Source organism: Sharpea azabuensis DSM 18934, from assembly GCF_000702165.1.
Taxonomy (GTDB): domain Bacteria; phylum Bacillota_I; class Bacilli_A; order Erysipelotrichales; family Coprobacillaceae; genus Sharpea; species Sharpea azabuensis.
The window spans coordinates 32,384-57,505 of sequence record NZ_JNKU01000004.1; the positions used below are offsets into that span (position 1 = coordinate 32,384).

At 34.1% G+C, this 25,122-nt stretch carries 27 protein-coding genes and 1 riboswitch; of the genes, 23 read left to right on the top strand and 4 right to left on the bottom strand.

Going from position 1 to position 25,122, the window contains the following annotated elements:
• Window positions 1-177: 177 nt before the first annotated feature.
• Complete coding sequence (gene dnaA / locus T529_RS0101670) at window positions 178-1,518, bottom strand: chromosomal replication initiator protein DnaA (protein ID WP_033161882.1); 1,341 nt, start codon at window positions 1,516-1,518, stop codon at window positions 178-180.
• A 452-nt stretch (window positions 1,519-1,970) separates the two neighbouring features.
• Between dnaA and rpmH the strand changes: the two genes are divergently transcribed.
• From rpmH to T529_RS0101715, 9 genes are all read left to right on the top strand, one after another.
• Complete coding sequence (gene rpmH, locus T529_RS0101675; protein ID WP_033161883.1) at window positions 1,971-2,105, top strand: 50S ribosomal protein L34; 135 nt, start codon at window positions 1,971-1,973, stop codon at window positions 2,103-2,105.
• Window positions 2,106-2,147: 42 nt separating this feature from the next.
• Window positions 2,148-2,483 (top strand): ribonuclease P protein component, encoded by a 336-nt coding sequence (rnpA, locus tag T529_RS0101680; protein WP_033161941.1) that lies wholly within the window; start codon window positions 2,148-2,150, stop codon window positions 2,481-2,483.
• Between the two features lies 1 nt (window position 2,484).
• A complete protein-coding gene (locus tag T529_RS0101685) occupies window positions 2,485-3,366 on the top strand; it encodes a YidC/Oxa1 family membrane protein insertase (RefSeq protein WP_033161884.1) in 882 nt (293 codons plus the stop codon).
• A 12-nt stretch (window positions 3,367-3,378) separates the two neighbouring features.
• Window positions 3,379-3,984 carry a Jag family protein gene (locus T529_RS0101690; protein ID WP_033161885.1) on the top strand — a complete coding sequence of 202 codons (606 nt, stop codon included), beginning with the start codon at window positions 3,379-3,381 and terminating at the stop codon, window positions 3,982-3,984.
• A gap of 72 nt (window positions 3,985-4,056) precedes the next feature.
• The gene (locus T529_RS0101695; RefSeq protein ID WP_033161886.1) at window positions 4,057-5,232 is read left to right on the top strand and encodes an MFS transporter; all 1,176 of its coding nucleotides are present in this window, start codon (window positions 4,057-4,059) and stop codon (window positions 5,230-5,232) included.
• Window positions 5,225-6,559: a tRNA uridine-5-carboxymethylaminomethyl(34) synthesis GTPase MnmE gene (gene mnmE / locus T529_RS0101700; protein ID WP_033161887.1), complete on the top strand. Its 1,335-nt coding sequence runs from the start codon at window positions 5,225-5,227 to the stop codon at window positions 6,557-6,559. Before T529_RS0101695 ends, mnmE begins: the two co-directional genes overlap by 8 nt.
• Before the next feature lie 8 nt (window positions 6,560-6,567).
• Window positions 6,568-6,783, top strand: a complete 216-nt coding sequence (locus T529_RS0101705) for a hypothetical protein (protein WP_156032135.1) — start codon at window positions 6,568-6,570, stop codon at window positions 6,781-6,783.
• A 122-nt stretch (window positions 6,784-6,905) separates the two neighbouring features.
• Entirely contained in the window at window positions 6,906-7,310 is a 405-nt protein-coding gene (locus T529_RS0101710) for a PH domain-containing protein (RefSeq protein WP_033161889.1), read from the top strand.
• Between the two features lie 134 nt (window positions 7,311-7,444).
• Complete coding sequence (locus T529_RS0101715; RefSeq protein WP_143122796.1) at window positions 7,445-7,705, top strand: hypothetical protein; 261 nt, start codon at window positions 7,445-7,447, stop codon at window positions 7,703-7,705.
• 24 nt (window positions 7,706-7,729) lie between these two features.
• On the opposite strand, the gene T529_RS0101720 is transcribed toward T529_RS0101715, so the two are convergent.
• Window positions 7,730-8,410, bottom strand: coding sequence for a BglG family transcription antiterminator (locus T529_RS0101720; protein ID WP_033161891.1), 681 nt, complete (start codon window positions 8,408-8,410; stop codon window positions 7,730-7,732).
• A gap of 136 nt (window positions 8,411-8,546) precedes the next feature.
• Window positions 8,547-9,629 (bottom strand): metallophosphoesterase, encoded by a 1,083-nt coding sequence (locus tag T529_RS0101725; protein WP_033161892.1) that lies wholly within the window; start codon window positions 9,627-9,629, stop codon window positions 8,547-8,549.
• Window positions 9,630-9,720: 91 nt separating this feature from the next.
• Window positions 9,721-9,887, top strand: a riboswitch (Lysine riboswitch).
• 65 nt (window positions 9,888-9,952) lie between these two features.
• Here T529_RS0101725 and T529_RS0101730 point away from each other — a divergent pair.
• The 6 genes from T529_RS0101730 (at window position 9,953) to T529_RS0101755 (ending at window position 14,572) form a co-directional block, all read left to right on the top strand.
• The gene (locus T529_RS0101730) at window positions 9,953-10,417 is read left to right on the top strand and encodes an ACT domain-containing protein (RefSeq protein WP_033161893.1); all 465 of its coding nucleotides are present in this window, start codon (window positions 9,953-9,955) and stop codon (window positions 10,415-10,417) included.
• Complete coding sequence (dapA, locus tag T529_RS0101735) at window positions 10,417-11,316, top strand: 4-hydroxy-tetrahydrodipicolinate synthase (protein ID WP_033161894.1); 900 nt, start codon at window positions 10,417-10,419, stop codon at window positions 11,314-11,316. Before T529_RS0101730 ends, dapA begins: the two co-directional genes overlap by 1 nt.
• Before the next feature lie 3 nt (window positions 11,317-11,319).
• A complete protein-coding gene (gene dapB, locus T529_RS0101740) occupies window positions 11,320-12,066 on the top strand; it encodes a 4-hydroxy-tetrahydrodipicolinate reductase (RefSeq protein WP_033161895.1) in 747 nt (248 codons plus the stop codon).
• A 21-nt stretch (window positions 12,067-12,087) separates the two neighbouring features.
• Window positions 12,088-13,401 (top strand): diaminopimelate decarboxylase, encoded by a 1,314-nt coding sequence (gene lysA, locus T529_RS0101745; RefSeq protein ID WP_033161896.1) that lies wholly within the window; start codon window positions 12,088-12,090, stop codon window positions 13,399-13,401.
• A 132-nt stretch (window positions 13,402-13,533) separates the two neighbouring features.
• Window positions 13,534-13,737 carry a hypothetical protein gene (locus T529_RS0101750; RefSeq protein WP_033161897.1) on the top strand — a complete coding sequence of 68 codons (204 nt, stop codon included), beginning with the start codon at window positions 13,534-13,536 and terminating at the stop codon, window positions 13,735-13,737.
• Window positions 13,738-13,825: 88 nt separating this feature from the next.
• Complete coding sequence (locus T529_RS0101755; RefSeq protein WP_033161898.1) at window positions 13,826-14,572, top strand: DeoR/GlpR family DNA-binding transcription regulator; 747 nt, start codon at window positions 13,826-13,828, stop codon at window positions 14,570-14,572.
• Window positions 14,573-14,842: 270 nt separating this feature from the next.
• On the opposite strand, the gene rpoN is transcribed toward T529_RS0101755, so the two are convergent.
• Complete coding sequence (rpoN, locus tag T529_RS0101760; RefSeq protein ID WP_033161899.1) at window positions 14,843-16,066, bottom strand: RNA polymerase factor sigma-54; 1,224 nt, start codon at window positions 16,064-16,066, stop codon at window positions 14,843-14,845.
• Between the two features lie 1,090 nt (window positions 16,067-17,156).
• Between rpoN and T529_RS0101770 the strand changes: the two genes are divergently transcribed.
• From T529_RS0101770 to T529_RS0101805, 8 genes are all read left to right on the top strand, one after another.
• Complete coding sequence (locus T529_RS0101770; RefSeq protein WP_238560766.1) at window positions 17,157-19,844, top strand: sigma 54-interacting transcriptional regulator; 2,688 nt, start codon at window positions 17,157-17,159, stop codon at window positions 19,842-19,844.
• A gap of 128 nt (window positions 19,845-19,972) precedes the next feature.
• Window positions 19,973-20,386: a PTS sugar transporter subunit IIA gene (locus T529_RS0101775; RefSeq protein WP_033161902.1), complete on the top strand. Its 414-nt coding sequence runs from the start codon at window positions 19,973-19,975 to the stop codon at window positions 20,384-20,386.
• A 17-nt stretch (window positions 20,387-20,403) separates the two neighbouring features.
• On the top strand, window positions 20,404-20,871 hold the full coding sequence (locus T529_RS0101780) for a PTS sugar transporter subunit IIB (protein WP_033161903.1): 468 nt from the start codon (window positions 20,404-20,406) through the stop codon (window positions 20,869-20,871).
• A 15-nt stretch (window positions 20,872-20,886) separates the two neighbouring features.
• Complete coding sequence (locus T529_RS0101785) at window positions 20,887-21,663, top strand: PTS mannose/fructose/sorbose/N-acetylgalactosamine transporter subunit IIC (RefSeq protein WP_238560767.1); 777 nt, start codon at window positions 20,887-20,889, stop codon at window positions 21,661-21,663.
• Entirely contained in the window at window positions 21,653-22,501 is an 849-nt protein-coding gene (locus T529_RS0101790; RefSeq protein ID WP_051646792.1) for a PTS system mannose/fructose/sorbose family transporter subunit IID, read from the top strand. The genes T529_RS0101785 and T529_RS0101790 overlap by 11 nt, the downstream gene beginning before the upstream one ends.
• A gap of 34 nt (window positions 22,502-22,535) precedes the next feature.
• A complete protein-coding gene (locus T529_RS0101795; RefSeq protein ID WP_033161904.1) occupies window positions 22,536-23,531 on the top strand; it encodes an SIS domain-containing protein in 996 nt (331 codons plus the stop codon).
• Window positions 23,532-23,581: 50 nt separating this feature from the next.
• Window positions 23,582-24,226, top strand: coding sequence for an HAD family hydrolase (locus T529_RS0101800; protein WP_033161905.1), 645 nt, complete (start codon window positions 23,582-23,584; stop codon window positions 24,224-24,226).
• A gap of 4 nt (window positions 24,227-24,230) precedes the next feature.
• Entirely contained in the window at window positions 24,231-24,869 is a 639-nt protein-coding gene (locus tag T529_RS0101805; RefSeq protein ID WP_033161906.1) for a hypothetical protein, read from the top strand.
• Window positions 24,870-25,122: the final 253 nt, after the last annotated feature.

Genomic DNA, 25,122 nt, shown 5'->3' on the forward strand with positions numbered 1-25,122 from the left:
TTCAAATCTCCTTTTTTCTTTTTTATTTATTTCTCTATAACTTTAATAATCATAATAATAGGGTGTGAATTATGTGCATAACTCAAAATATCATGATGAATAGAGAAGAAATACTGTGATTTATGGTGTGAATAAGTGGTGAATAACGGTGCGTAACTTAAAAAGTTATTCACAGTTTTAAACAAGCTTACTTTTTATTTCCTCAACCGCTTTACGGTAATTAGGATCTTTTTTCATATTCTTTTCCACCTTATCGCAGGCTTTCATAACAGTTGAGTGATCACGACCACCAAATTCCTTCCCAATCTGGATATAAGAAATACTCTCAATAAGATTTCTTACTAAATACATGGCAATATGTCTTGCCACAATAAGATTGGATGTACGCGATTTAGAATTAATCTGCTGTACAGATAAATTATAGTACTCGGCAACCACTTTCTTAATCTTATCAACACTCAGTTCTTCATTTTTAGCAGTATTGATCGTTGTATGGTAGTCCTCTTTGAATGCTTCAAGAGCACATTCCATATTGATATGATCATATTCCTGACCTGTAACGACTTTATAGAAGAATAAACGCTTTAAACTGCCTTCTAGTTCACGAACATCACGATTGAAGTGTGAGGCAATAAAATCGAGGACTTCTTCATCAATCGGATAGTCCACTTTCTCAATTTCAATCTTTTTACGTAAGATAGCTTTGGCAGTTTCAAATTCAGGCGTATCAATAGAAACAGTTAGTCCGTTGGTAAAACGTGAAACGAGACGGTTTTCCATACCTTTAAGATCTTTTGGTGGTTTATCGGATGATATGACGATTTGTTTATTATCATTTTGTAACGCATTAAAGATATTAAAGAACATCTCACTACTTGATTCTTTTGTTGCAATAAACTGAATGTCATCAATCAAAAGGACATCAACATTACGATAGCGAAAGTTGAAGTCATTGATTGTATGATTTGATAAAGATGAAATATAGTCATTAACAAATTGTTCAGAAGTTGAATAAAGCACCTGTAAATGGGGCTTTTTTTCTTTAATATAATTCCCAATCGCATTCAATAAGTGCGTTTTACCAAGTCCACTGTTCGAATAAATAAACAACGGACTATAGGCTGCACCTGGTTTCATTGCCACAGCAAGAGAGGCATTCTGGGCAATACGGTTGGAGTTCCCTACAACGAAGTTCGTGAATGTGAAATCCGGTCTTAAGTGATCTTCAAAATGCACTGGTGTATTGGTTGATGCATGTTGCTTTAAATAAGCCTCTTCACTCATGATTGTCAGCTTGATATGGCTATCGGTGATTTCATTGTAGATCTTTTCAAGTTCATCAGCATACTCACTGACGATAGGAACATTAAATTCAGCTTCTATTGTTGCAATAAGCTCATGACTATTAACTTCCTGAGCCTTTAATAAGGTGATGATAGATTCAAAAATGACCTTATCTTCAAAGTTATGACCAAAGATATTGAGGGTTTTCTCCCAATTCGATTCTAATGTAGTCATAATGCACCTTACCTTTCCCATCTATTATAGAGTAATTGTGAATAAAATTGAAGAATAAAAAAGTTATTCACAGCTTATTCACATAGTTATGCACAATTGAGAGGTATATATAGCAACATTTTCTCACTTATTCACAAGTTGTGCCTAAATATTCAATGTGCATAAGATAAAAATGCACTGTGCGTAACTTTTAAAAATTGTGGATAACTTTCTTATTCACACCCTTATGCACACCTCTCTATATATAATAAGGATGGGAAAATGAGTTATTCACCATTGTGAATCACTTTATGCATATGTGCGTAAGTTGTGATTAAGCGGTGAATAAGTGCTTAGGATGGGGATTTTTAGGGATTTGAGGTTGACGAATAAATAATTCTTGAATATAATGATGGAGCATATGTTAACGAAGTATAAAGCAATGAAAAAAGCAATCTAAAGGAGTGAATAAAATGAAAAGAACATATCAGCCAAATAAAAGAAAAAGAGCTAAGACTCATGGCTTCAGAGCAAGAATGGCTACAGTTGGTGGCAGAAAAGTTATTGCAAGAAGAAGAAAAAGAGGAAGAAAAGCTTTAACTGTTTAAAAAGAGTCCACTTTAATGTGGCTTTTTTTTCTAAAAAAAAGTATGAAAAAGGCATATAGAGTTAAGAAAAACGAAGATTTTACGAAAATCATTCATCAACGCCAAAGTGTTGCCAATAAAGATTTTGTTCTCTATTACATGAAGAATGAGAGTCATTTAAGAGCTGGCATTTCTGTCAGTAAGAAGCTTGGACATGCGGTTGTTCGTAATAAGATTAAGCGTCAGGTAAGAATGATGGTTCATGAAGCATTTGATCATGAACTTGCTTGTGATTATGTCATTATTGTGCGACAGCATTATTTAACACAAGATTATGCGACAAATAAGCAGTCCCTGCTTTCTCTATATGAGAAAACAAAGAAAAGGATGGGTAAATAAGATGGTATTAGACAATCGTACAAAGAAATATCTTAAAGTCTTTGCATTGATCGCTTTTATGGTTGTTCTTGCAGGTTGTGCTAACAATCTTGATAAGTCAGGTAAACTAATTGCTGATAGAGCAATTACAGAGAGTACTAAGTGGTCTATTAATGCTGGATTTTTTGATTTCTTACTTGTAATCCCTATTGCGAAGGGAATTCTATTTATTAATTCGTTAACAGGTAATGTATTATGGGGTGTCATTATTATGACAATTCTCATTAACTTGATTATTTTGCCAATCATGATTAAATCAACTGTTTCTACACAGAAGATGCAGCTTATTCAGCCAGAAATGGAAAAGATCCAGAATAAGTATCGTGGTATGAATGATCAGACAAGTCAGTTACGTATGCAAAATGAAATCATGGCACTTTATAAAAAGAACAATGTGTCAATGTTTGGTTCATTCATCACATTTATTACTTTACCAATTATGTTTGCGATGTGGCAGGCAGTCCAGAGAGTACAAATTCTCTATTCTACAACAGTATTTGGAATGAACTTAGGTTTAACACCTATGTCTCAGATTACTAAAGGGCACTTTATTTATGTGATTCTTGTTGCGATTATGGGTCTTTCTCAGTTTGGTGCGATTGAAATCAACAACATCATGCTTAAGAGAAACAAGAACTATAAACCTTCAAGTACACAGAATTCTATGAAGTCTATGAATATTGTCATGACTGTCATGATTATCTATTTTGGTTTAGTCATGCCTACAGCTATGTCATTCTACTGGATTACGACAAATATCATCACTGTTTTAAGAACAGTTTATATCCAGATTCATTACATTGAAAAAGAACAGGCTGCTAAAGAAAAGAATGTTGTAAGATAAGGTGGCGTGGATATGAAAAAAACTTTTGAAGCAAAAACAGAAGAAGAAGCTGTTGATTTAGCTTGCTTAGATTTAGGAATCACTTTAGAAGAATTACATTATAAAGTCATTGAAGAAAAGAAAGGTCTTTTCTCAAAGAAAACTGTTATTGAATGCTTTGATAACCAGATGGTTGAAGAATATATGAGTGCTTATATCAGACGTATTCTTGAAGATATGGGCTTTACAGTCGAAACGGCAACATTCTTCCAGGATCAGCGTTATTACTGTAATATCGATACTGACAACAACTCTATTCTCATCGGTAAGGGCGGCGTGATTTTAAGAACTTTGAACTTTGTCACAAAGCATGCCGTACAAACAGAATTTGGTGAAAGATTAGAAATCTCTGTTGATATCAATGGTTATAAAGAAGAACGTTTCAAGAAAGTTGCAGCTTTAGGCAAGCGTCTTGGCAAACAAGTACAGCGTACACATGTCGATGTCAAGCTTGATCCAATGCCTGCTGATGAAAGAAAAGTCCTTCATTCAACGATTGCCCAGATGGATCATTTAAGAACAGAATCACAGGGCGAAGGTAAAGATCGATTCATTACGATTTACTATGTCGAAGACTAAACCTCTTATTCAAGAGGTTTTTCTTTTGCCTCAAAATCTCACTCTCGCTATAATGGCATAAAGGAGATATTTATGAAGAAGAAAATACCTTTTTTTCTATGTATGATATTATTTAATTTGGCGGCAAACTATGCCCATCCTGTCACCCCTACTCTATTTAAGATGTTGCAATTTCCTGCCAGCATGTTTGGTATATCATTTGCCTTGATGTCAGCAGGGATGTTTATCTCTTCGCCTTTCTGGGGTAAAATGACGGGGATGATCAATTCGAAAAGTGCCATGGCTATTGGTGGGATTGGTTATGGGATTGCTCAGGCTTTCTTTGGCTTTGGACGCATACCATTCTTTATTGGGATTGCCAGACTTGTCGCTGGCTTGTCCTGTGGGGCATTCTTTGTCGGAGCTTTGACATATATTGCCAACATGTCGCTTGAAGATGAACGTGGCAGTTATCTCACTCTTAATGCAACGATTCAGACTGTTGCTGGGGCTATCGGTTATTTTGTCGGCGGGATGCTTGGTGAAATAAGTGTCTATCTTTCTTTTGTCATTCAAGTTATTCAATTGATTTTCACTGGCATACTTGTCTATTTTGTCTTAGATGAGGATTTAGAAGAACATGATATGACTTTACCAGAAGTGCTTAAAGCTTCAAATCCCTTTAAAGCCTTTATTGATGGTCGTCTTTTTATGACCAAGTCTTTAGCTTTACTCTTTACTCTTTCAACACTCATCTTCTTAGGCTATACAGCTGTTGATCAGTCATTCAATTATTATCTGAAAGATGTTTTTCAGTTTACGAGTCGTTATAATGGTATGATTAAGGGAACGGTTGGTCTTGTTTCATTAATATTCAATATGACAATCTGTATTTATCTGATGAAGAAAACAGATATTCGTAAAAGCAATATTGTGATCCTTTTCTTGGGCATGTTAAGTGTGAGTGCTTCATTAGTCATGAAGTCCCCTCTTCACTTCATTATCGCCATTATGATTTTCTATGGCTTTTATGCCATCATGATCCCACTTACCCAAACACTTATTACCAATCAGGGAGAAAAAAAGACCCGTAATCAGGTCCTTGGTTTCTATCAAGCGACAAAGTCTCTTGGTATGATTTTAGGGGCTTATATTGCCGGAATGATTTATTCTATTAATGTGATGAATCCATTTATCTTAGGGGCAGTGACTTTTGCCTTAGCACTTATACTTTCAATGATATATTTAAGGAGGTCTATTCATGAATGATGATATTATTGCAGCAGTAGCGACAAGTCGTTTAGAAGCCGCTATTTCCATTATACGTGTCTCAGGAAAAGACTGTATTGCCTTTGTACAGTCCTTCTTCTCAGGCAATCTGACAAACAAGAAATCCAATACCATCAACTATGGTTATATTATGGATGGTGATGAAAAAGTTGATGAAGTGATGGTTGCCATCTATCGTGGAACACATACATTTACAGGTGAAGAAATGGTTGAGATTGATTGCCATGGGGGTGTTTTCATCACCAATAAAGTGCTCTCCCTCATTTTAAGAAAAGGCGCAAGAATGGCTGAACATGGCGAATTCTCCAAGCGTGCATTCTTAAATGGACGGATTGACTTATCCCAGGCCGAAGCCATCTCCGATATGGTCACAGCAACCAATGATGAAGCCAGCAAACTCGCCTTACGTGGCATTCAGGGCAACATTTCGCATTTTATCAAAGATTTGAAAGAAGATCTGATTCAGATTATTACCAATATTGAAGTCAATATTGATTATCCAGAATATGAAGATATTGAAGTCATGACAAACGAGAAACTCATTCCCATGAGTACAACACTGAGAAGTAAGATGGATAAGATTATCACTAAAAGTAAGAATATTCGTCTTGTGAAAGATGGTATTTCAACAGTTATTGTCGGTAAACCTAATGTCGGTAAGAGTTCTTTATTGAATGCATTACTTGAGGAAGATAAGGCGATTGTAACAGATATTGCCGGTACAACAAGAGATGTTGTGGAAGGATCAATACGTTTAGATAACATTGTACTTAACATGATTGATACAGCAGGTATTCATGAAACAGATGAAAAGATTGAAAGAATGGGTGTAGAGAAATCTCTATCCCTTATTGATCAAGCTGACTTAGTATTGGTTGTTGTAGATGGCAGTCAGCCATTAGATCATGAAGATGAGCTTATTCTAGAGAAAACACAGGATACTCATCGTATTATCATTATCAATAAAGCAGACAAGGGCTGTGTTGTAGATTTAGAAGGCATTCATATCTCAGCAAAAGACAACAACATTGATGCCTTAACAGATTATATCAAGCATACATTTGACTTTTCAGCATTATCAGGAAGTGATGCCAAAGTCCTCGCCAATCAACGCCAGCTACTGCTCTTAGAACAAGCATCACAAGCACTTAACCGTGCGATTAGCGCCATGAACATGCAGGTACCACCTGATCTAGTTGTCACTGATCTCTATGATTCATGGGAAAAACTCAAAGAAATCTTAGGCGAACAGGCAAAAGAAGATTTACTAGATGAGCTCTTTGCCCGTTTCTGTATCGGAAAGTAGGTATGAATATGCAGTATAAAACACCAGGAGAACGCTATAAGGATTATAGTAAGAAAGTGCTCTTTGTTTTCATTCCAGCACTACTTGTTTTTCTCATTTCTACAGCCATCAATACAGGAAACAACCCCTATCTCTACTATATTAGCTTACTCACGCTCTTTCTCTCAGTGGCGACAGGTATTGAAGCCACCATTCTCTTTATCCTCTCTAAGATTGTCCATTAACTGGGACTATTCCCAGTTTTTCATGTGATGTGTTATAAAAGATACCTTTAATGAAATATCAATTATAGATATGAAAGAGGTTTAACAAAAAGATAATAGAAAATATAAAGGGGGACTATAAAATGTCAAAAAAAAATAATATACTAATTTCTATTTTTATTCTTTTTTTTCCTTTTATGATAATTGTATTTACTATAGTAGATTTTCAGTCAGAACCAGTTGTTAACTATGATAATGAAAAAATTTCAATGAAGGCACCATTATGTAGCGAAGAAAGTATTTATTATTCAGACATTAGTGAGATAAAATATATCAATGATTTGGATTATGGTGAGAAAATAAAGGGAGTATTTAATAAAAATTACACAGCAGGATGGTTCAATAATGCCGAATATGGAGATTATTATTTGATATCATGTAATGATGTGGAAGATAGTAGGTATTTATATATAAAGTCAAATGATAAAATATTTATATTTAATTTAAAAACAAACGAAGTATTTTCAAAAATAAAACAATTAAAATGAAAGTAGAATTAATTCAATAGAAATAGCATTATAACATTAATATAGGTACTAATGGATTATGGCAATATTGCATTGTAATAGATATTGAATTTGTGGTAGAAATAATGTCACAATACATACAGGGAGTGATGATTGTGAAGAATAAGTTAGGTTTCTTCAAGAACTGTTTTAGTATTATACTTGTAATCTTTTTTGTCATGGTTTATTTCTTGAATACGAATAAATATCATTTTATAGCACATTATATTCAAAGGCTTGCTTTTATGGAGATATTCTTTGGCTTAGGCACAATCTACTATACCTATAAACAGGATCGTCATGAAATCATCCAGAATAGTTTTATTGTAGGGTGTGTGGTTATCTTCTTAAATATTTTTGCCTATCTCATTAAATAAAAAGAGGATTCCGTCAGGAATCCTCTAATGACTTTCTGGACTATAGAATGCTGTTCCGAAATGTAGTGTGATATAGCCAAGTTCATTTTCATTGAAATCTTTGTTGTAATGCTTTTTGACAATATTATTCAGAATTTCAGCACACTGATATTCCTTTTCATGACTGGCTGATACCATATCTACTAATGGGTTGTCCATTAACTGATTATTATGTTTTAATCTCTCTAATGCAGGATAGAAATGTAATGTCATGCCTTTATAGAATGTGTCATTAAGCTTAAGATCAACACCAAGCTTATCTTTAATTTCATCAAGAGCCTCATCCATAATAGAACCCATTTCATCATCAATAATATCAAATGTAGAATTAAATTCTAAATCCCATTGATCAAGATTGGATAAATACATAGCTGCGGTATAGAAGTCAAGTTCACTTGCGCCTGTATTATAATCATCTGCCAATTCCATCACTAATTTCTTAGCGATAGGATATGTAGGTAAGTCTTTACAGCTTTCTAACTGTGAATGACTTGTCTGAATATAGTTACCTGATAATTCTCTTGTGATTGAGAGTGCGAGGTGGATGGCTAGATTTTCTTTGGCATTTTGTTCAACGGACAGATTATATTCTTCTATATATTTATCTATTTTTTTTGTGACATCTTTTTCGATATTTTCGAATTCTTTCTGTACTGTGATAGTCATATAATACCCTCTCTTTTGAAGTATGTATTGATTAACTTCGCTAGTACTATAACGATTTTTAGAGAGGTTGTCTATAGCTTTTTCGTAAAAAGGGCGTCTTTTTGTAAGCGTTCACACACTTATTTGAATGTGTCACTTACTTTTTACTAAATTGAAGGTTAATATCACAATATTCAGCTTGGGTACCAAGTCTGAATGGGAATCCCCAGCTCCCCATCCCACTAGTGACAATGATATCTTCATGACCATATTGATGTTGTCCATAAGAATAATCAAAGTAAAGGTTCATGAAGATATTGCCGGGGAAGATCTGACCATTATGGGTATGACCAGAAAGCTGTAAGTCTGTAAAGTCATGGTATTTTTTATAACGATCGGGGTTATGATCAAGGGTGATTGTTGGGAGGCTCTTGTTCATGTTGGCGATAACTTGATTGATGTTGTAGTGGTCATGACTTGTATGGTCATTAAAGCCAACAATATTAAATTTTCCATCAACCTCAACATACTGATTACGTAAGTAATGAATATGATACTTGTTGAGGTCGTTCAGGAAGTTTGTATTCTTGCGGTAGTACTCATGGTTGCCGGCAATCGCATATGTGCCATAGGTGCTTTTAAGATGACTGAAGGATTTAAGACATTGTGGAATTAGTGCATCCGGTGTATTTTCATCAAAGATATCCCCCACCATCAAGATGGCATCATAATGTTCACCATTGACACGATTGACAAAGTTATCAACTGTCTTGAGATAAGAACCAGTACCAATATGAAAATCAGAAACAACACAGAGCTTTAAGTTTTTCATACTGCTTTGTTTATTGATGGTGACATCATAGTGATGACGCCTTTTCATATAGTGTTCAGTGAAGCCTGAAGCAGTTAAAGTAATTGTTAGAATGATGATTAAGATATGGCCTTTACGAAATGGTTTATGACGAATAAATGTAAAGAGAAAGCGGTAAAGAACAATAATCAAGAAGAGAATATAGAGGAACCAGAGCTGTACCTGGGTCGCAATGACAAAATATTCAAAGAGAAGATTATTGGGATGAAAGTAGAACTTCAGCCATATGCCATTGCCAGAAAATAAGGCAATCAATACAACAAGACATTTATAGAACAGGCTTTCTCTTTTTAAGAGATGTAAAAAGTAAAGCATTGGAATAATGACAAGTAAGATATAGAGTATGATTTGTACAAGTTTCAAGATCATCACCTCACTCCTATTATACAATATAAAATCAGCACTTATTCAAGATATTTGAAATGCTTCATTGTATTTTCATACGCTTTGTGTTAGTATTTGCCTAAATAGAGGCGCGGGTGCTAAGAAGACAGTATCAATGTTTACAGACAGGTATTGTTGGAGGAGAAACCGCCGAAGGTTGAATGAGGCTGTAAACTTGTTTTTCCTGGTGATTTAGAGAATATCTACTTCACTGTCACAGGAATGTGGAGTGCTATTGAACTTATATGTTTTTTCAAGTACAGTAGCCCTCATCTATTGTACTTTTTTATATATCAGGAGGAATGACAATGGATAAGAAGGTTATTACACGTGTTGAAATTGATGAAGACATTATTCAGGTAAGAATGAAGAATGTTGAAAAGAATTCATTATTTGTCGGACAGATCTTTGGTGTACTAGCAAGTCATGATATTAATATCGATATGATTTCTAGTGCAAACTTAGAAAATGAAATGCAGATTGATTTCACCTGTGAAGCTAAAGACCAGTCCAAACTTAATCAGGCCATAAAACAGATTTTAGAGGATCACCCACGAATGGAAGTGTATTCCAGCAAGAATACTGGTAAACTAGTAGTTGAGGGTGAAGATATGAAGGATGAATCCGGTGTAGCTGCAAGAGTCTTCCAGATTCTCGGTAAAGCCCAGATTCCTTTCTATCAGATCACGACAAGTGAAATCTCTATTTCTTTAGTTATTGATAAGAAATATCTCAAGAAGGCACAAAAAGAAATCAAGGAGGGAATTGAATAATGGCATTATTTGAAGGTAGTGCAGTTGCTATGATTTTGCCTATGCATGATGATGGCAGTATTGATTTTGAAGGATTTAAGAAACATGTACAACGTATGATTGATGGTGGACAGCAGGCTGTTCTTGTCAATGGGACAACAGGTGAACCAGCAACGATTACATGGGAAGATGAACAGGAATTAACGAAGATTGCTGTTGATATGTGTAAAGGTACAAAGACTAAGGTTATTGCTGGTGGTGGTTCAAATAATACAGCTGTGGCTGTAGAAAAGGCAAAATTTAATGCCGCTGTTGGTGCTGATGCCAACTTGGTCGTTACACCATACTACAATAAGACAAGCCAGCGTGGCTTAATTGATCACTATAAGACAGTGGCCGCAGCAGCCCCTGAATTACCACTCATTATGTACAATGTACCAGGTAGAACAGGCATGAAGATTAGTGTTGATACAGTTGTTGAATTAGCGAAAGTTCCTAATATTGTCGCTATGAAGGATGCTACAGATGATATTGCTTATGCCATGGAAGTCTTAACACGTACAAGAGACATGGACTTTAATTTATATTCTGGCTGTGATGACAATATCTTGCCATTTATTGCTGCTGGAGGAAAAGGTGTGATCTCAGTTCTTGCTAACCTTTATCCAAGAGAAACAGAAATGTTTGCCCAATATGCATTAAAGGGAGACTTAGAAAAAGCAAGAGAAATGGCTTTAGATTTCAATGATGTTTCTAAGTACTTATTTATTGATACAAACCCAATTATGCCTAAGGCTGCATTAAAACATATGGGTTATATTGAATCAGAAGCATTAAGAAAACCACTTATTCCTACGACAAATGAGAATAAACAGTTGTTGTTTGATGCGATGAAATCTTTTGAAAGTAAAGGATGGTAGTTTATGAGAGTTATTGTTGTTGGATATGGTGTGATGGGAAAGAAGGTATGTAAGGCTGTTAATGAAGATGAGACATTAACACTTGCAGCAGTTGTATCTCCTGTTTTTGATCAAACACCAGAAGTCCCTTATTATACAAATATCAATGATGTGAAAGAAGAAGCTGATGCTGTTATTGACTTCTCACATCCTGCTAATTTAGAAAGCATTATGACTTATGTCCGTGCACATAAGATTCCTGTAGTTCTTGCGACAACGGGCTTTAGTGAAGAACAGCTTCAAGCTATTCATGACTTAGCTAAAGAAGTTCCTGTCTTCCAGAGCTATAACACATCTTATGGTGTTGCCATGCTTAACAAGATGGTCAAAGAATTTACACAGGATTTCTACAATCACAATTTTGATGTCGAGATTACTGAAGCTCATCATCATCGTAAGATTGATGCCCCTAGTGGTACAGCTGTAATGCTTTACAATACCGCAGCTAGCTCTATTGATGGTGCTCATCCTGTTTATGATCGTCAATCTAAACATGTCGCAAGAGAACATAATGAAATTGGTATTCAGTCTATTCGTGCGGGGACAATTTATGGTGAACATACTGTTCTCTATGGTGGCGATGATGAACTGATCGAAATTAAACATACTGCCTTAAGCAGAGACATCTTTGCAAAAGGTGCAGTTAGCGCCTTGAAAGCTTTATCACAAAAAGAAGTTGGATTCTATAACTTAGAAACACTATATAATTAATACATGAGAGGAAATGCAAAAATGGTATTACAAACACAATTTGCGGATATAAGAGGTAACGACCTCTATATCGATGGCGTTAAAGCCACAGACTTAGCGAAAAAATATGGTACTCCACTCTATGTTATGAGTGAAGGACATATCAGACATCAAATGAATGAACTCAAAGAGAAGTTCATGGACAAATATGAAAACACATTACCATTATTTGCATCCAAATCATTTAGCTGTCTTGCCATCTATAAACTTGCAAGTGAATATGGCATTGGAATTGATTGTGTCTCTGCAGGTGAAATCAGCATTGCCCTAAGAGCAGGCTTTGATCCTGATAAAATCTATTTCCATGGCAACAACAAATTACCTAGTGAAATCGAATATGCTTTAAAACACGGGGTTACACACTTTGTCGTTGATAACTTCTATGAACTAGAATTATGTGACAAGATTGCAGGTGAATTAGATACTGTAGTTAAAGCAACAGTACGTGTTGTTCCAGGTATTAAAGCAGGTGGACATAACTTCATTCAGACTGGCCATGTTGATACAAAATTTGGCTTCTCTAGTCATTATGGTATTTATCTCAAAGCGATCAAAAAGATTCTTGATAGTAAGAATATGGAATTTGAAGGCTTACATGCCCATATTGGTTCTCAGGTCTTTGACCTCTATGCTTATATTTCAGCGATGCGTACATTTATGGGATTTGTTGATGAAATCTATAAGACATTTGGGGTTGTTGTTAGGAAGATCAATGCTGGTGGTGGTTATGGTATTGCCTACAATAAGCTAGACCACCCTCTTGACTTTGAAACTATTACAGAAGAAATCATGAATGTCATCAGTGAAGCTTATGAAAAACGTGGCTGGGAAAGACCAATGGTCTTAATTGAACCAGGTCGCTGGGTTGTCGGCAATGCCGGTATTACACTTTATACTGTTGGTGCGATTAAGGAAATTCCTGATGTACGTACATATGTATCCATTGATGGTGGTATGGCTGATAATATTCGTACCCCACTCTATGATGCAAAGTATGATGGCGTTGTAGCTAATAAAGCTGGTGAGACAAAGACAAAAGTTGTCACAATTGCCGGTAAGTGCTGTGAGTCTGGGGACCTGATTTGTAAGGATCTCCATGTCACAGGCAATATTGAAGCAGGTGATATCTTTGCCGTCTTCTCAACAGGTGCTTATAACTATACAATGTCATCTAACTACAACCAGTTACCTAAGCCAGCTGTTGTCTTTACGTATAAAGGTAAAAGTAAAGTTGTCATTAGAAGACAGACATTTGATGATCTTGTTGAATATGATGAAGATCAGGCATATGAGTAAGCTTAAGGTCGAGCAATCGACCTTTTTGTGTTGAAAAATGCAAAAATAAAAGCAAAAAAGACAACATAGAATCAATAATTATCATATATACTATAAGTAAGAAAGTATTAGCTATGGGAGGAGGTCATTATATTGAAAGGGAAAACAAGAGCTAATATCTTATCCGTCATTATGTTTGCCTATCCATTAGTATTGGTTCTAATGCGTACATTAGGTGAAAAGCTATCTTGGTCTTTAGAGGTAGAAGTCATTATTACACTTCTGATCCTTATCCCAATCTTAATCTTTGTAGACAGGCAGTTTAAAAAGATTAAAGAAGAACTGAATCAAAAATAATAACAGAAAGTCCAAATTATGGACTTTTTCTTTTATACATATTTCAAATGAAACTAAATGTGTTAGAATACAAAAGAGGTAAAACAATATGAAAGAAAGACAAAATCGTATTCTTGACGCTCTTACAAAGCATGAAAAACTAGAAGTCAAAGAACTTGCAGAAATGATGGAAGTTTCCCAAGTCACTATTCGTAAAGACTTAGATGCCCTAACACAACAAGGTCTCATTATCCGTAATCATGGCTATGCGACATTAAATAACAGTGATGATATGAATAATAGATTAGCGTATCACTATGAAATGAAACAGCGCATAGCTAAGAAAGTATGTGAAGATATCCATGATGGTGAAACCATCATGATAGAATCAGGTTCTTGTTGTGCACTCGTTGCATTAGAGATTGCCCAAAGCAAGAAAAACATCACCATTATTACTAACTCAGCTTTCATTGCTGATTACATACGTAATGAAGAAGTTAAAGTTATCTTGCTTGGTGGTGAATATCAAGCATCATCCCAGGTTCTTGTTGGACCAATCACAATAAATAATGCCAAGAATTTCTTTGTCGATAAGTACTTTATTGGTGCAGATGGCTTTTCAGAGAAATCAGGCTTTACAGGAAAGGACTATTTACGCGCTGAGACTGTCAGAGAAATGGCAAAACAGGCAACCCAGGTTATAATCGTGACAGAAAGTGAGAAGTTTGGCCATATCGGTACAGTCAATCTCCTGGATACAAAAAATGTCGCTAAGGTTTACACGGATACCCATATTCCTCAAGAAGATGAAATCTATCTCAATGAAATGAATGTAGAAGTCATCAAAGTTGACTAAGAGTGCTATATAAAGTAGCACTTTTTTCATACATTTTAAGCAATCTAAATTTTACTTTTGTTTAATAAGAATGTTGTTTGTTCAAAGCCTATTCAATAATAGCTTTTTTTATTCTTATAGGCTGTTGCACTTATTGTGATAATTTATCTTGTGGAAAAAGCGTGATAGAGGGCGCGAAAAAATGAGTAATACCTTACGGTGATGCTCATTTAGCAGGGACTTTCAACATTCTGTCCTTGACTTTTGAACCAGTTTAGATAAGCCACTGACTTATTTAATAGCCTTACGTTTAGTAGACGAAGGAATATTCAATTGTTGTCTATACTTGACAATTACTCGACGTGAACAATGTAGTTCTAATTCTTCTAGTTTTTTAAGAATCTGATTATCCGAAAGTGGATGTTCTTTATCTTCACTATCAACTAATTCCACAATAGCCTTTTTAATAGAATCACTACTATCCCCTGAGGCAGTTTGAGAAACAAGAAGTTGTTTAAGAGGATAAACCTCACCATTATAGCTGTAGTACTTATTATTTAATGTACGTGAAATAGTAGATTCATGGAATCCTGTTTCACTTGCAAGTTGTGATAAAGTACATGGATATAACTCATCATCGTATAAGAAATAACCACTTTGGATATGAACTAAAGCATTTGCGACAAATAATATTGTTTGATTTCTCTTTGTAAGATTTTCAATTAAGAAATGTGCATCATTAAAATAAGCTTTCATATTCTCATCATTCTTTACCTTCTCATAAAGAAGATTATTTACTATGAGTTCAGGTTGATTGATAGGGGTAATCATGATATTGGAATCTTCTACCTCTATTAAAATATCTGGTGAGATATAATCATCCTGGGATGAACTATACATATTACATGGGAAAGGATTACAAGAACGTATTTCATAAAATAAATGGTCTATTTCTTCTTTTTTCAATCCTGTTTTCTGTTTAATGAGTGAATAGTTCTGAGTTAAGATCACATCCTGATAATCTCTAAATAGTGTATAGCTTTTTGTTTTATTATTATTTTTTAATTGAATGATAATTGAATCAATCGCATCAGCTGCACCAACACCATTTGGTTCAAAAGAATGTAATATATCTAAATGAGCATTAAGAATTTCTCTATCTATATTCAAGTCAGTGATATATTGATCAATAGGGTAGGATAAGAACCCACTATCGTCTAATGATTCAATCAAATAATCCATCAAATCTTCATTATATGGACGAGTACATGCACTTAATTGTAAATAGAGATCATCTTTTAAAGAACGTTTATTAGAAATACTTTCAATAAACTGCTGTGTATCATAGTTTTTAGGTGATTTCAGTTCTAAAAAAGGATTGGTTTCTAATACTTGTTGAACAACTTTATTGATATCATCAATGTTGTCAGTAAGGAAATCTAACGATTTTAATAGTTTTTGATTTAATTTTAATGTTTGCTTTAATGTTTGAATATATTGCATTTTTTGTTTCATATTCATCCACCCTCACTATTATAGGTAGTGTCAAAAGTTTGCATGATGCAATGAACATTCACTACCCCTCAATGTTCTCTATATAAGCAGCTGTTAACTGTACTTATCCTGTCAGGTTTATGTTTTTCCAAAACAAAAATGGATTATCCGTGCTATACTTGTTAGCAACTAAACCATCAAGAAAGACGGATAACCCACATGGCTAGTAAAACACAGATTAAGAAAGTAATTGATAAATTCTCTAAGCAGAATTTCAAGTTCCTTAAGTTCATTGAGCTTCTGCTTCTCGTGAAGAACATTCCTGAAAACGTCAGTAACGCTCTCAAGGACACTGACCTCATCTATCACATTGATGAAGCGCACAATCATATCTCATGGATCATCGATTACTTCGACAGAAAAATCAATCCTGCCGTAAGATCTGGGCACGGTCACTTGGATCTAAGGAACGCATGCAGGAGTATGCCGACTTTACCGTTGACAGCAGGCCTCCTGTGTTCAGAAAACCTGAATCCCAGACATACAGGCAGATGAGCTTCGATGACTACAACAGGGAGCACATTGAAAAGCACGGAGAGCCAATAAGAGAAGTCAGACGCCTCAGCGTGACACCCTCAATGCCGTCAAGTCCATTCACGACGTACTCATGCACTACGATGAGATTCCTGACGACCTGGTGTTCATAACCGATGGGAACCCCATCTACAATGCAGATCAGCTCTTCTACCATATCAATGGCACTGACTATGCAATGGAGTTCTAGCATGAAGATTTCCTGAACATATGCTTGCCGGAAATAGCCTCCGGACAGACGATACCTTCATTATGCCCTGTTTCGGACGCTTTTTATCTTTTCAGCAGATGCATTGAATTTAGCAATTTTCAAAATCAAGTTGAAACCAGTTTTGGAAGAACTATCTGAGTGAATTTAGTCATGAAACAGGCACCTGAACCTGGTTTTCATAAACTGTTTACTCTACCGATTATATAGCAAAATTCGTGCCAATTATTATCTAGATATTTATCAAAATAGTATACCGAATAACTATTGTTGCTCACATGTTTTATTTGTTTTATCATGAACTATGAGGTGATTTCATTGAAAGAAAAAATCATGTTGTTGATCATTGGAAGAATGGATCAAAATTCATATGAAGAATGTCAATCTGTACAATTATCAAAAGAATTGAAACTAAGCAGAAACCAAGTAACAAAACTATTAAATGAACTATTTAATGACAAGAAGCTTATTAAAATCAAAACAAGCCCTGTTTTATATCTTTCAAGAGGTTCTCTTGAAAGTAAATATAAGAAGAAGCTTTTATCAGATGAATACAAATCATTAGATGAATTGGAAGCTGAATTAAACAATCAGACAGAATTAAAGAACTTTGAAAAGCTTATTGGGTCTAATGAAAGCATGTATCAGATTGTAGAGAAGATTAAGGCAACAGTATCTTACCCACCAGTAGGATTACCTATGTTGTTTTATGGACAGACTGGTACTGGTAAATCATTTATGGCTAAACTTACGTATGAGTATTGTGTAGATACAGGCCTAATTGATGCATCTAAGAATTTTGTACAGGTGAACTGTTCAGAATATGCAAATAACCCAGAATTACTCACAGCTAATCTGTTTGGCTATAAAAAAGGTGCTTTTACAGGTGCAGATAGTGATAACTTAGGTTTATTACATTTTGCGGATGGTGGTGTATTATTCTTAGATGAAGTGCATTGTTTAAATGCAGAATGTCAAGAAAAATTATTTCTTTATATGGACCAGGGAATCTATCATTTAGTAGGTGACAACAATAAATGGTATAAATCAAAATGTAGAATTATATTTGCGACAACAGAAGAGCCACAAAAAGCATTATTAAAAACATTCCTTAGACGTATTCCAGTTATTCTTACAATTCCATCTCTTGCACAAAGAGGAGAAAATGAAAAGCTAGAACTCATGTATAGCTTTTTGAAGAACGAAGAGAAGCGTGTGAATAAAACAATTCTTATTTCATCTAACGTTTATGAGTTGTTATTGAATCACACATTTGTAGGTAATATTGGTGAACTGACTAATACTATTCAGGCAAGCTGTGTGAGTGCATTATATAAAAGTAATTCAAATACGTTAGAAATTCATGCTTATGATTTACCTGAAAATATTAGAAATAGTATGGATGTTTCCTCTATGATTATGAAGAAGCATAAGCTTGTCTCTCTTAACACACTTCTTCCTGTATCAGATCAGGGTATTGTTAAAGATTTTTATCAATCATTAATTAATCTTAAAAGAGATCAGTCATTTGCAGTAAATGCACAGAATACTGTAGATAGATATTTTGAGAAACTTATATTTAATGATAATCGTGCTGGTTCAATTGATTATCTTACAAACTATCTAGAAAAGATATTTAATAATATCACTGAACATTATGGCTTTAGGACTTCACATAATGAGTTGATTGCATTGGCTACATATGTCTCAGAATTCTCTAAAAATACATATCTCACAAATAACTGGATCAATGAGAATTATGATGAAGTAAAAAACTTAAAGAAATATCTAAAACTTGAACTTCATCGTGAATATAAAATAGGACAGGATGTTTCTCATTACTTAAAGAATAATATGAATCAGGGTATTGATGACTTTGTAGAATGTATTATCTGTATTTGTATGATTAAGTATTTTGTACATTCTGGTGAAGATCTCACAATTGCGATTATTATTGCACATGGTTATTCAACTGCAAGTTCTATTGCAGAAGCAGCCAATAGAATGTTGAATAGTTATATATTTGATGCGATTGATATGCCGTTAGATGTGGATGTTCAAACCATTACAAGAAAGATCAATGATTACATTGCATATGTTGGTAATATCTCAAAGCTTTATTTATTGGTTGATATGGGTTCTCTTGAAGAAATATATCAGGGATTAGATACAAGTAATGCGGATATTGCCTTAGTAAACAATATTAATACTAAATGTGCGCTAGAAATAGGACAGGGAATTAAACTCAATAAAACAGTGACTGAAGTAATCGATTCTATTCTTAAGGAAAACATCTATAAAACGCATGTAGAACTTAAGAAAAAGAAAGAACCTATTGTGATTTGTTCTTGTGCATCAGGTCTTGGAACAGCTGATAAGATCAAAGAAATCTTATTCAATTCTTTACCTGAAGATTCTAATCTAAAGATTATTACTTATGATTATCCTGCTTTAATACGTAAACAGGTATATGATCAGTTAATGAATGATTATGAGGTTGTATGTGTCATTGGAACACTTGATCCAAACATTGAATCTATGAAATATATAGGCATACAAGAATTGATTATTAACGAAAGTCAGAATGCCATAGAAGTATATTTTGGAAAGTATATGACTCAAGTTCAGATGGAGATATTCGAAAAGAATATCTTGCGTAATTTCACATTATCCAATGTCATGAATAACTTGACTATATTAAATCCAGATAAACTACTTGAACATGTTGCGAAAGCAATTGATTATTTACAGAATATCCTACATAAGAGATTTAAGAATAGAACATGCTTTGGGTTATATGTTCATATTTGTTGTCTTGTAGAAAGATTAGTGACAAGACAACCTATTTCAAACTTTACTGATCTTGACTTTAAAGAAAAGCATCAAGAATTTATAGATCAAGTAAATATCTCAATGAAAGAAGTTAAGACATACTACAACGTTGAGATTCCAGATGAAGAAATAGAATATATATACAACTATATTATTAATGATTAGTGTGCCATTAATTGGCACACTTTTTGCTTGTTTAAAAGTGGAAGCTAGTTCTACAGATTAAGCGTAACTAATCTATAAACTGGCACGAAGTTTGCTTGAACTAAGATGAGTGGAAAGGAGTGTAAATCATGGCAAAAATCATACTTGCATCACATGGAGGATTATCTTCAGGAATGCTTGATTCAGTAAAAATGATTGTTGGGGAATTAGCTGCTGATGTAGAAACATATAGTTTGTTACCAGGACGCAATCCTAACGAATATGTCAATGAATTAAAAGAAAGGATCAGTACTTCTTTAGAAGAATTCATAATTGTATGTGATATCAAAGGGGGTAGCGTTTATAACGCTTTAATCCAGTTGCTGGATATGGATAATGTAGAAATTATTTCAGGAATGAACATGAATATAATTTTAGAATTAGTTATTAAAAACAGTAGCGGATGTATTGATGTTGATAATGCCTTAAAAGAAGGAAAAGAAGGAATTCAATTAAAAAATAAAGATAATATTGTCGTTAATACAGAAGACGAAGATTTCTAAAAAAGGAAGGTGGATTTATGTTAGTAGGGTTAAGAGTTGATCATCGTTTATTGCATGGTCAGGTAGCATTTTCTTGGACAAGTGCATTAGGAGCTGATTGCATCCTGATTGCAAATACAGCAGTTACTAATGATAATCTTAGAAAAACAGCTATTAAAATGGCAAAGCCAGCAGGAACAAAATTAGTTATTAAGAATATTGAAGATTCAATCAAAGCATTAAATTCAGGAGTAACAGATAAATACAAGTTATTTATTATTGTTGAAAGCGTAAAAGATGCTTACGAATTGATGACAAAAGCAGATATTCATTCTGTAACACTTGGTGGAACAAAGGCTACAAATGAAACAAAGAATATTTCTAAAGCAGTGAATCTAACTGATGAAGAAATTTCATTAGTAAAGGAACTAATCGAGAGAGGTGACGAAGTTGAAATTCGAATGGTTCCAACAGATAAAAAGATGTTAGCTAAAAACGTTCTATAAAGGAGGAAAAAGATTATGATGTTGAAGGCGTTTTTACTAGGCTGTATCGCATTCTTAGGGAAATGTGATTTAGCTACAGGTACAAATCAGTTACAAAGACCTATTATTTTGGGCCCATTAGTAGGGTTAGTGTTAGGTGATCTTGATGCAGGAATTAAGATTGGTGCAACGCTTGAACTAGCATTCTTAGGTTCTTATTCAGTTGGTGCATTTATTCCGCCAAACGTTATTGTTGGTGGTGTATTAGGAACAGCATTTGCGATTGTTACAGGTAAGGGACCTGCAGTTGCATTTACAATGGCGTTCCCAATCGCTTTACTTGCAGTAGCAATTGATAATATCTTCTTCTCATTAGTTAGACCATTGCTTGGTAAAGTAGCTGATAACTATGCTGAAAAAGGTAATGTACATATGGTAAGTGTCATTCATATGGCTACAGGGTTCTTAACATGCACAGTACTATTTTTAATGGTGTTCATTGGATTCTCAGTTGGCTCAGATGCAATGAAGAAATTTGTAGAAGCTATTCCAGCTGTTATTACTAACGGATTAACTATCGCAACAGGTTTATTACCAGGCATTGGGTTTGCTATGTTAGCTCAGATGATCATGAATAAGAAGGTCGTACCATTCTTCTTCTTAGGATTTGTATTATCAGCATACTTCAAATTACCAGTAGTTGGTATCGCACTCTTAGGTCTTATTATCATTTTTACAACAATTGATTTCACAGGTAAAAAAACACAGTTAGCAACAGATGTAGTAGAGGAGGATGATGACGATGACTTCTAAAGTAGGCACACCAATCAATGCTGAAAACGGTGGCGTTATTACAGAAAAAGATTTAGTTAGAATGTTCTGGAGATCATTACCAATGGAATTCTCATGGCACTATGAAAGACAGATGCATATGGGATTTGAATTCATGGTAGGTCCAGCTCTTAAAAAGATTTATAAAGATGATCCTGAAGGATTAAAAGAAGCATTACATAGAAACTTGGAATTCTTTAACTGTACAGCTCATGTCACACCTTTCATTGGTGGTATCACACTAGCTATGGAAGAGATGAATAGAGCAAATGATGATTTTGATGCATCATCTATCAATGCAGTAAAAGCTGCGTTAATGGGTCCTTTAAGTGGTATTGGTGATTCACTTATCTTAGGAACTCTTCGTGTATTAGCAGTAGGTATTGGTACATCTCTTGCTATTAAGGGTAATATTCTTGGACCAATCCTATTCTTCTTAATTTTCAATATTCCTACTTTCATCTTACGTTATGTATGTGCAATTAAAGGATATGAATTAGGAGCTAACTATTTAGAAAAAGTTCAGGCCTCTGGTTTGATGGAAAAATTCATGTTAGCAGCTGCAATTTTAGGGGTTATGGTCATTGGTGGTATGACAAACGAACTAGTTGTAGCTAAAACAGCATTAAAAATCGGTAGTGGTAAGTCAGCTACACAGATTCAAAGTGTATTAGATGGTATTATGCCAGGCTTATTACCTTTAGCGGCAACTGCAATCTATTATAAGTTGTTACAGAAAAAGACAAATGTCATTCTTATGATTATTGGTACAGCCATCTTTGGCATTATCTGTGCACAATTTGGAATCTTAGCAGCTTAAAAAAATATTTATAAATAAAAAAGGAGAAAATTTTATGTTTAATTTTGATGAAAAGAAAGTTTATACAGATCATTTGAATGGGGTAAATATGATTCCTCAGGTAGAAAAGGTAGTAGATAAAATTTGTGAAGATGGATATAAGAATATCTTCTTAGTTGGTATTGGTGGAACACTATTATATGCAGGACAAATTTTCCATACAGCTAGACAGTTAGGATGCTCTTTACCATTATATTTAACTAATGCTACAGACTTCTTATATGAAGGTGATGCAAACTTTACAAAAGATTCAGTAGTAGTTGTTGCTTCATTATCTGGTCATACAGTAGAAGTAGAACAGGCTATTGATAAAGCACATGAAGTAGGTGCTAGAGTTATTGGTTATGTAGAAGTAGTTGATACTCCAATCGCAAACAAAGTTGATGAATTAGTTACAACAGTAGGTGGAGAATATTACTGGTGGTATACAGTTGTCTTAAGATTCATGAAGAATGCTGGACAATTCGATAAGTATGATGAATTAGTATCTGATATGCAGAACTTACCAAAAGATATCGTTCAGGTATATAAAGATGCAGATGCTCAGATGAAAGAATATGCAGATAAATACTGTGATTCATCACTTACATACTTAGTAGCTTCAGGTAACCTTGAAAACTGGGCTCAATGTTATGGTATGTGTATTATGGAAGAAATGCAGTGGATGCGCACACGTCCTATTTCAGCAGCTAACTTCTTCCATGGTTTATTAGAAGTTATCGAAAGAGATACTACAGTATTATTAATCAAGGGTGAAGATAAGACTAGACCAGAAATGGATCGTGTTGAAAACTTTGTTGGTAAAATTTGTGCAAATGTTACAACTATCGATACTAAGAACTTTGAATTACCTGGTATCAGAGATGAATTCAGAGGTATCTTATCTCCAATCGTAATGAGATCAGCATTCATGAGACTTAATGTTCATCTAGAACACAACAGACGTCATCCATTAGACATCAGAAGATACTATAAGTGCTTAGAATACTAAAAAGAGAAAACGGGCAAGGCATTATATAATGCCTGCTCGTATTTATAATTATGATTAAAACTGTTATTTTTGATATGGATGGTGTGATCTTTGATAGTGAAACCATGTATATAAATGATTTGATAAGATTTTTTAAACAGCATGATATAGAAATACAAGTAAGTGATTGTATTCCTCTCATTGGTATTGATAGTAAATTATATTATGAACATGCATACACAATGTGGAATGGAAAAATTGATTTCATGACATTTAAAAATATGCTTCAAGAATATTTTCGTTCATTAGATCGTGATTATAAAGCGGTAGTTAGACCTCAGATCTATTCCGTTTTAGAACACTTAAGCAAACATTATAAAATAGCATTAGCGTCCTCTTCTAGGTTATATACTATTAATAATGCATTGGATCAGGCTGGTTTAAGAAAGTACTTTTCACTTATAGTAAGTGGTGAACAATTCAAAGAAAGTAAACCAAATCCAGAAATATATTTACATACAATCAAAGAGTTAAATGTGAATAAAGATGAAGCTGTTATTATTGAGGATTCACCTAAAGGAATATTAGCTGCAAATAAAGCTGGTATTAAGGTATTAGCTTTAAAAGATGATAAGTTTGGCTTGGATCAGAGCCAGGCAGATATAATTATTGATGAATTAAATGATATTATAAAGTTTATAGAGAAAGGGTCATAAAAGTATGAATGCTATGTTAATTGTCGTTATAGTGATTGCTATTATTGGTACTATTCCAGTAATCATCAGAAAGAAACTCCTAAATAATTATCTAACATTACTCCAAAACAATGATATTAAGGCAATAGAAGACTTAATGGCAACTAAACTAGCTAAGATATGTATTCCCCAATTTAATAGAGAATACTTACTTTTAAATGTTTATCTAAAGATAAATGATGACAAACAAATAGATACTCTAGTAAACAATATAATGGATCATGTTCCTATGAATTCTAAGCAGAAGTCTGCTCTTGCACAATCAGTATTCTATAGATATGTAGATAAGAAAAATGCATCTATGATTGATTATTTGTTGGAAATGGTTAGCACAACAAATAATCATGCCCTATGTAGACAGATGGATATGGTCAATGATACTTTAATTAAGGGTGGAAATAAGTATTATGACGAACTAAAATCTAATCTTGCAGATGTAGAATATACTAAAAACAATGAAGATACTCCCTATCTTGAATTCTTATTATCAGTTATCTATAAGAATATGGGTAATGAATCAAAGAGTAAGGAATATAAGAATAAAGCTTTAGAAGATAGTAAAGGAACTATATATGAATCTTTAATTCATTATCAAAATTATTAGGATGATTGAAAAGATTCCTTACCGGAAAGACAGCCTAATTACAGTTGTGATGCCAAATTTAAATTACAATATCCCTCAGAAAAAAGATACCAATCCGTTGGAAATTCAAATATTGAATATGATAAAAAAGGATAATAAAATCAGTACAAAAAATGTCAATGACGTTAGGAGTAAGTTCCAAGACTATAAAACGTCACATTAAAAATATGGGTATTGTCCGATTTATTGGTCGTGGTTTCAATGGACTCTGAGA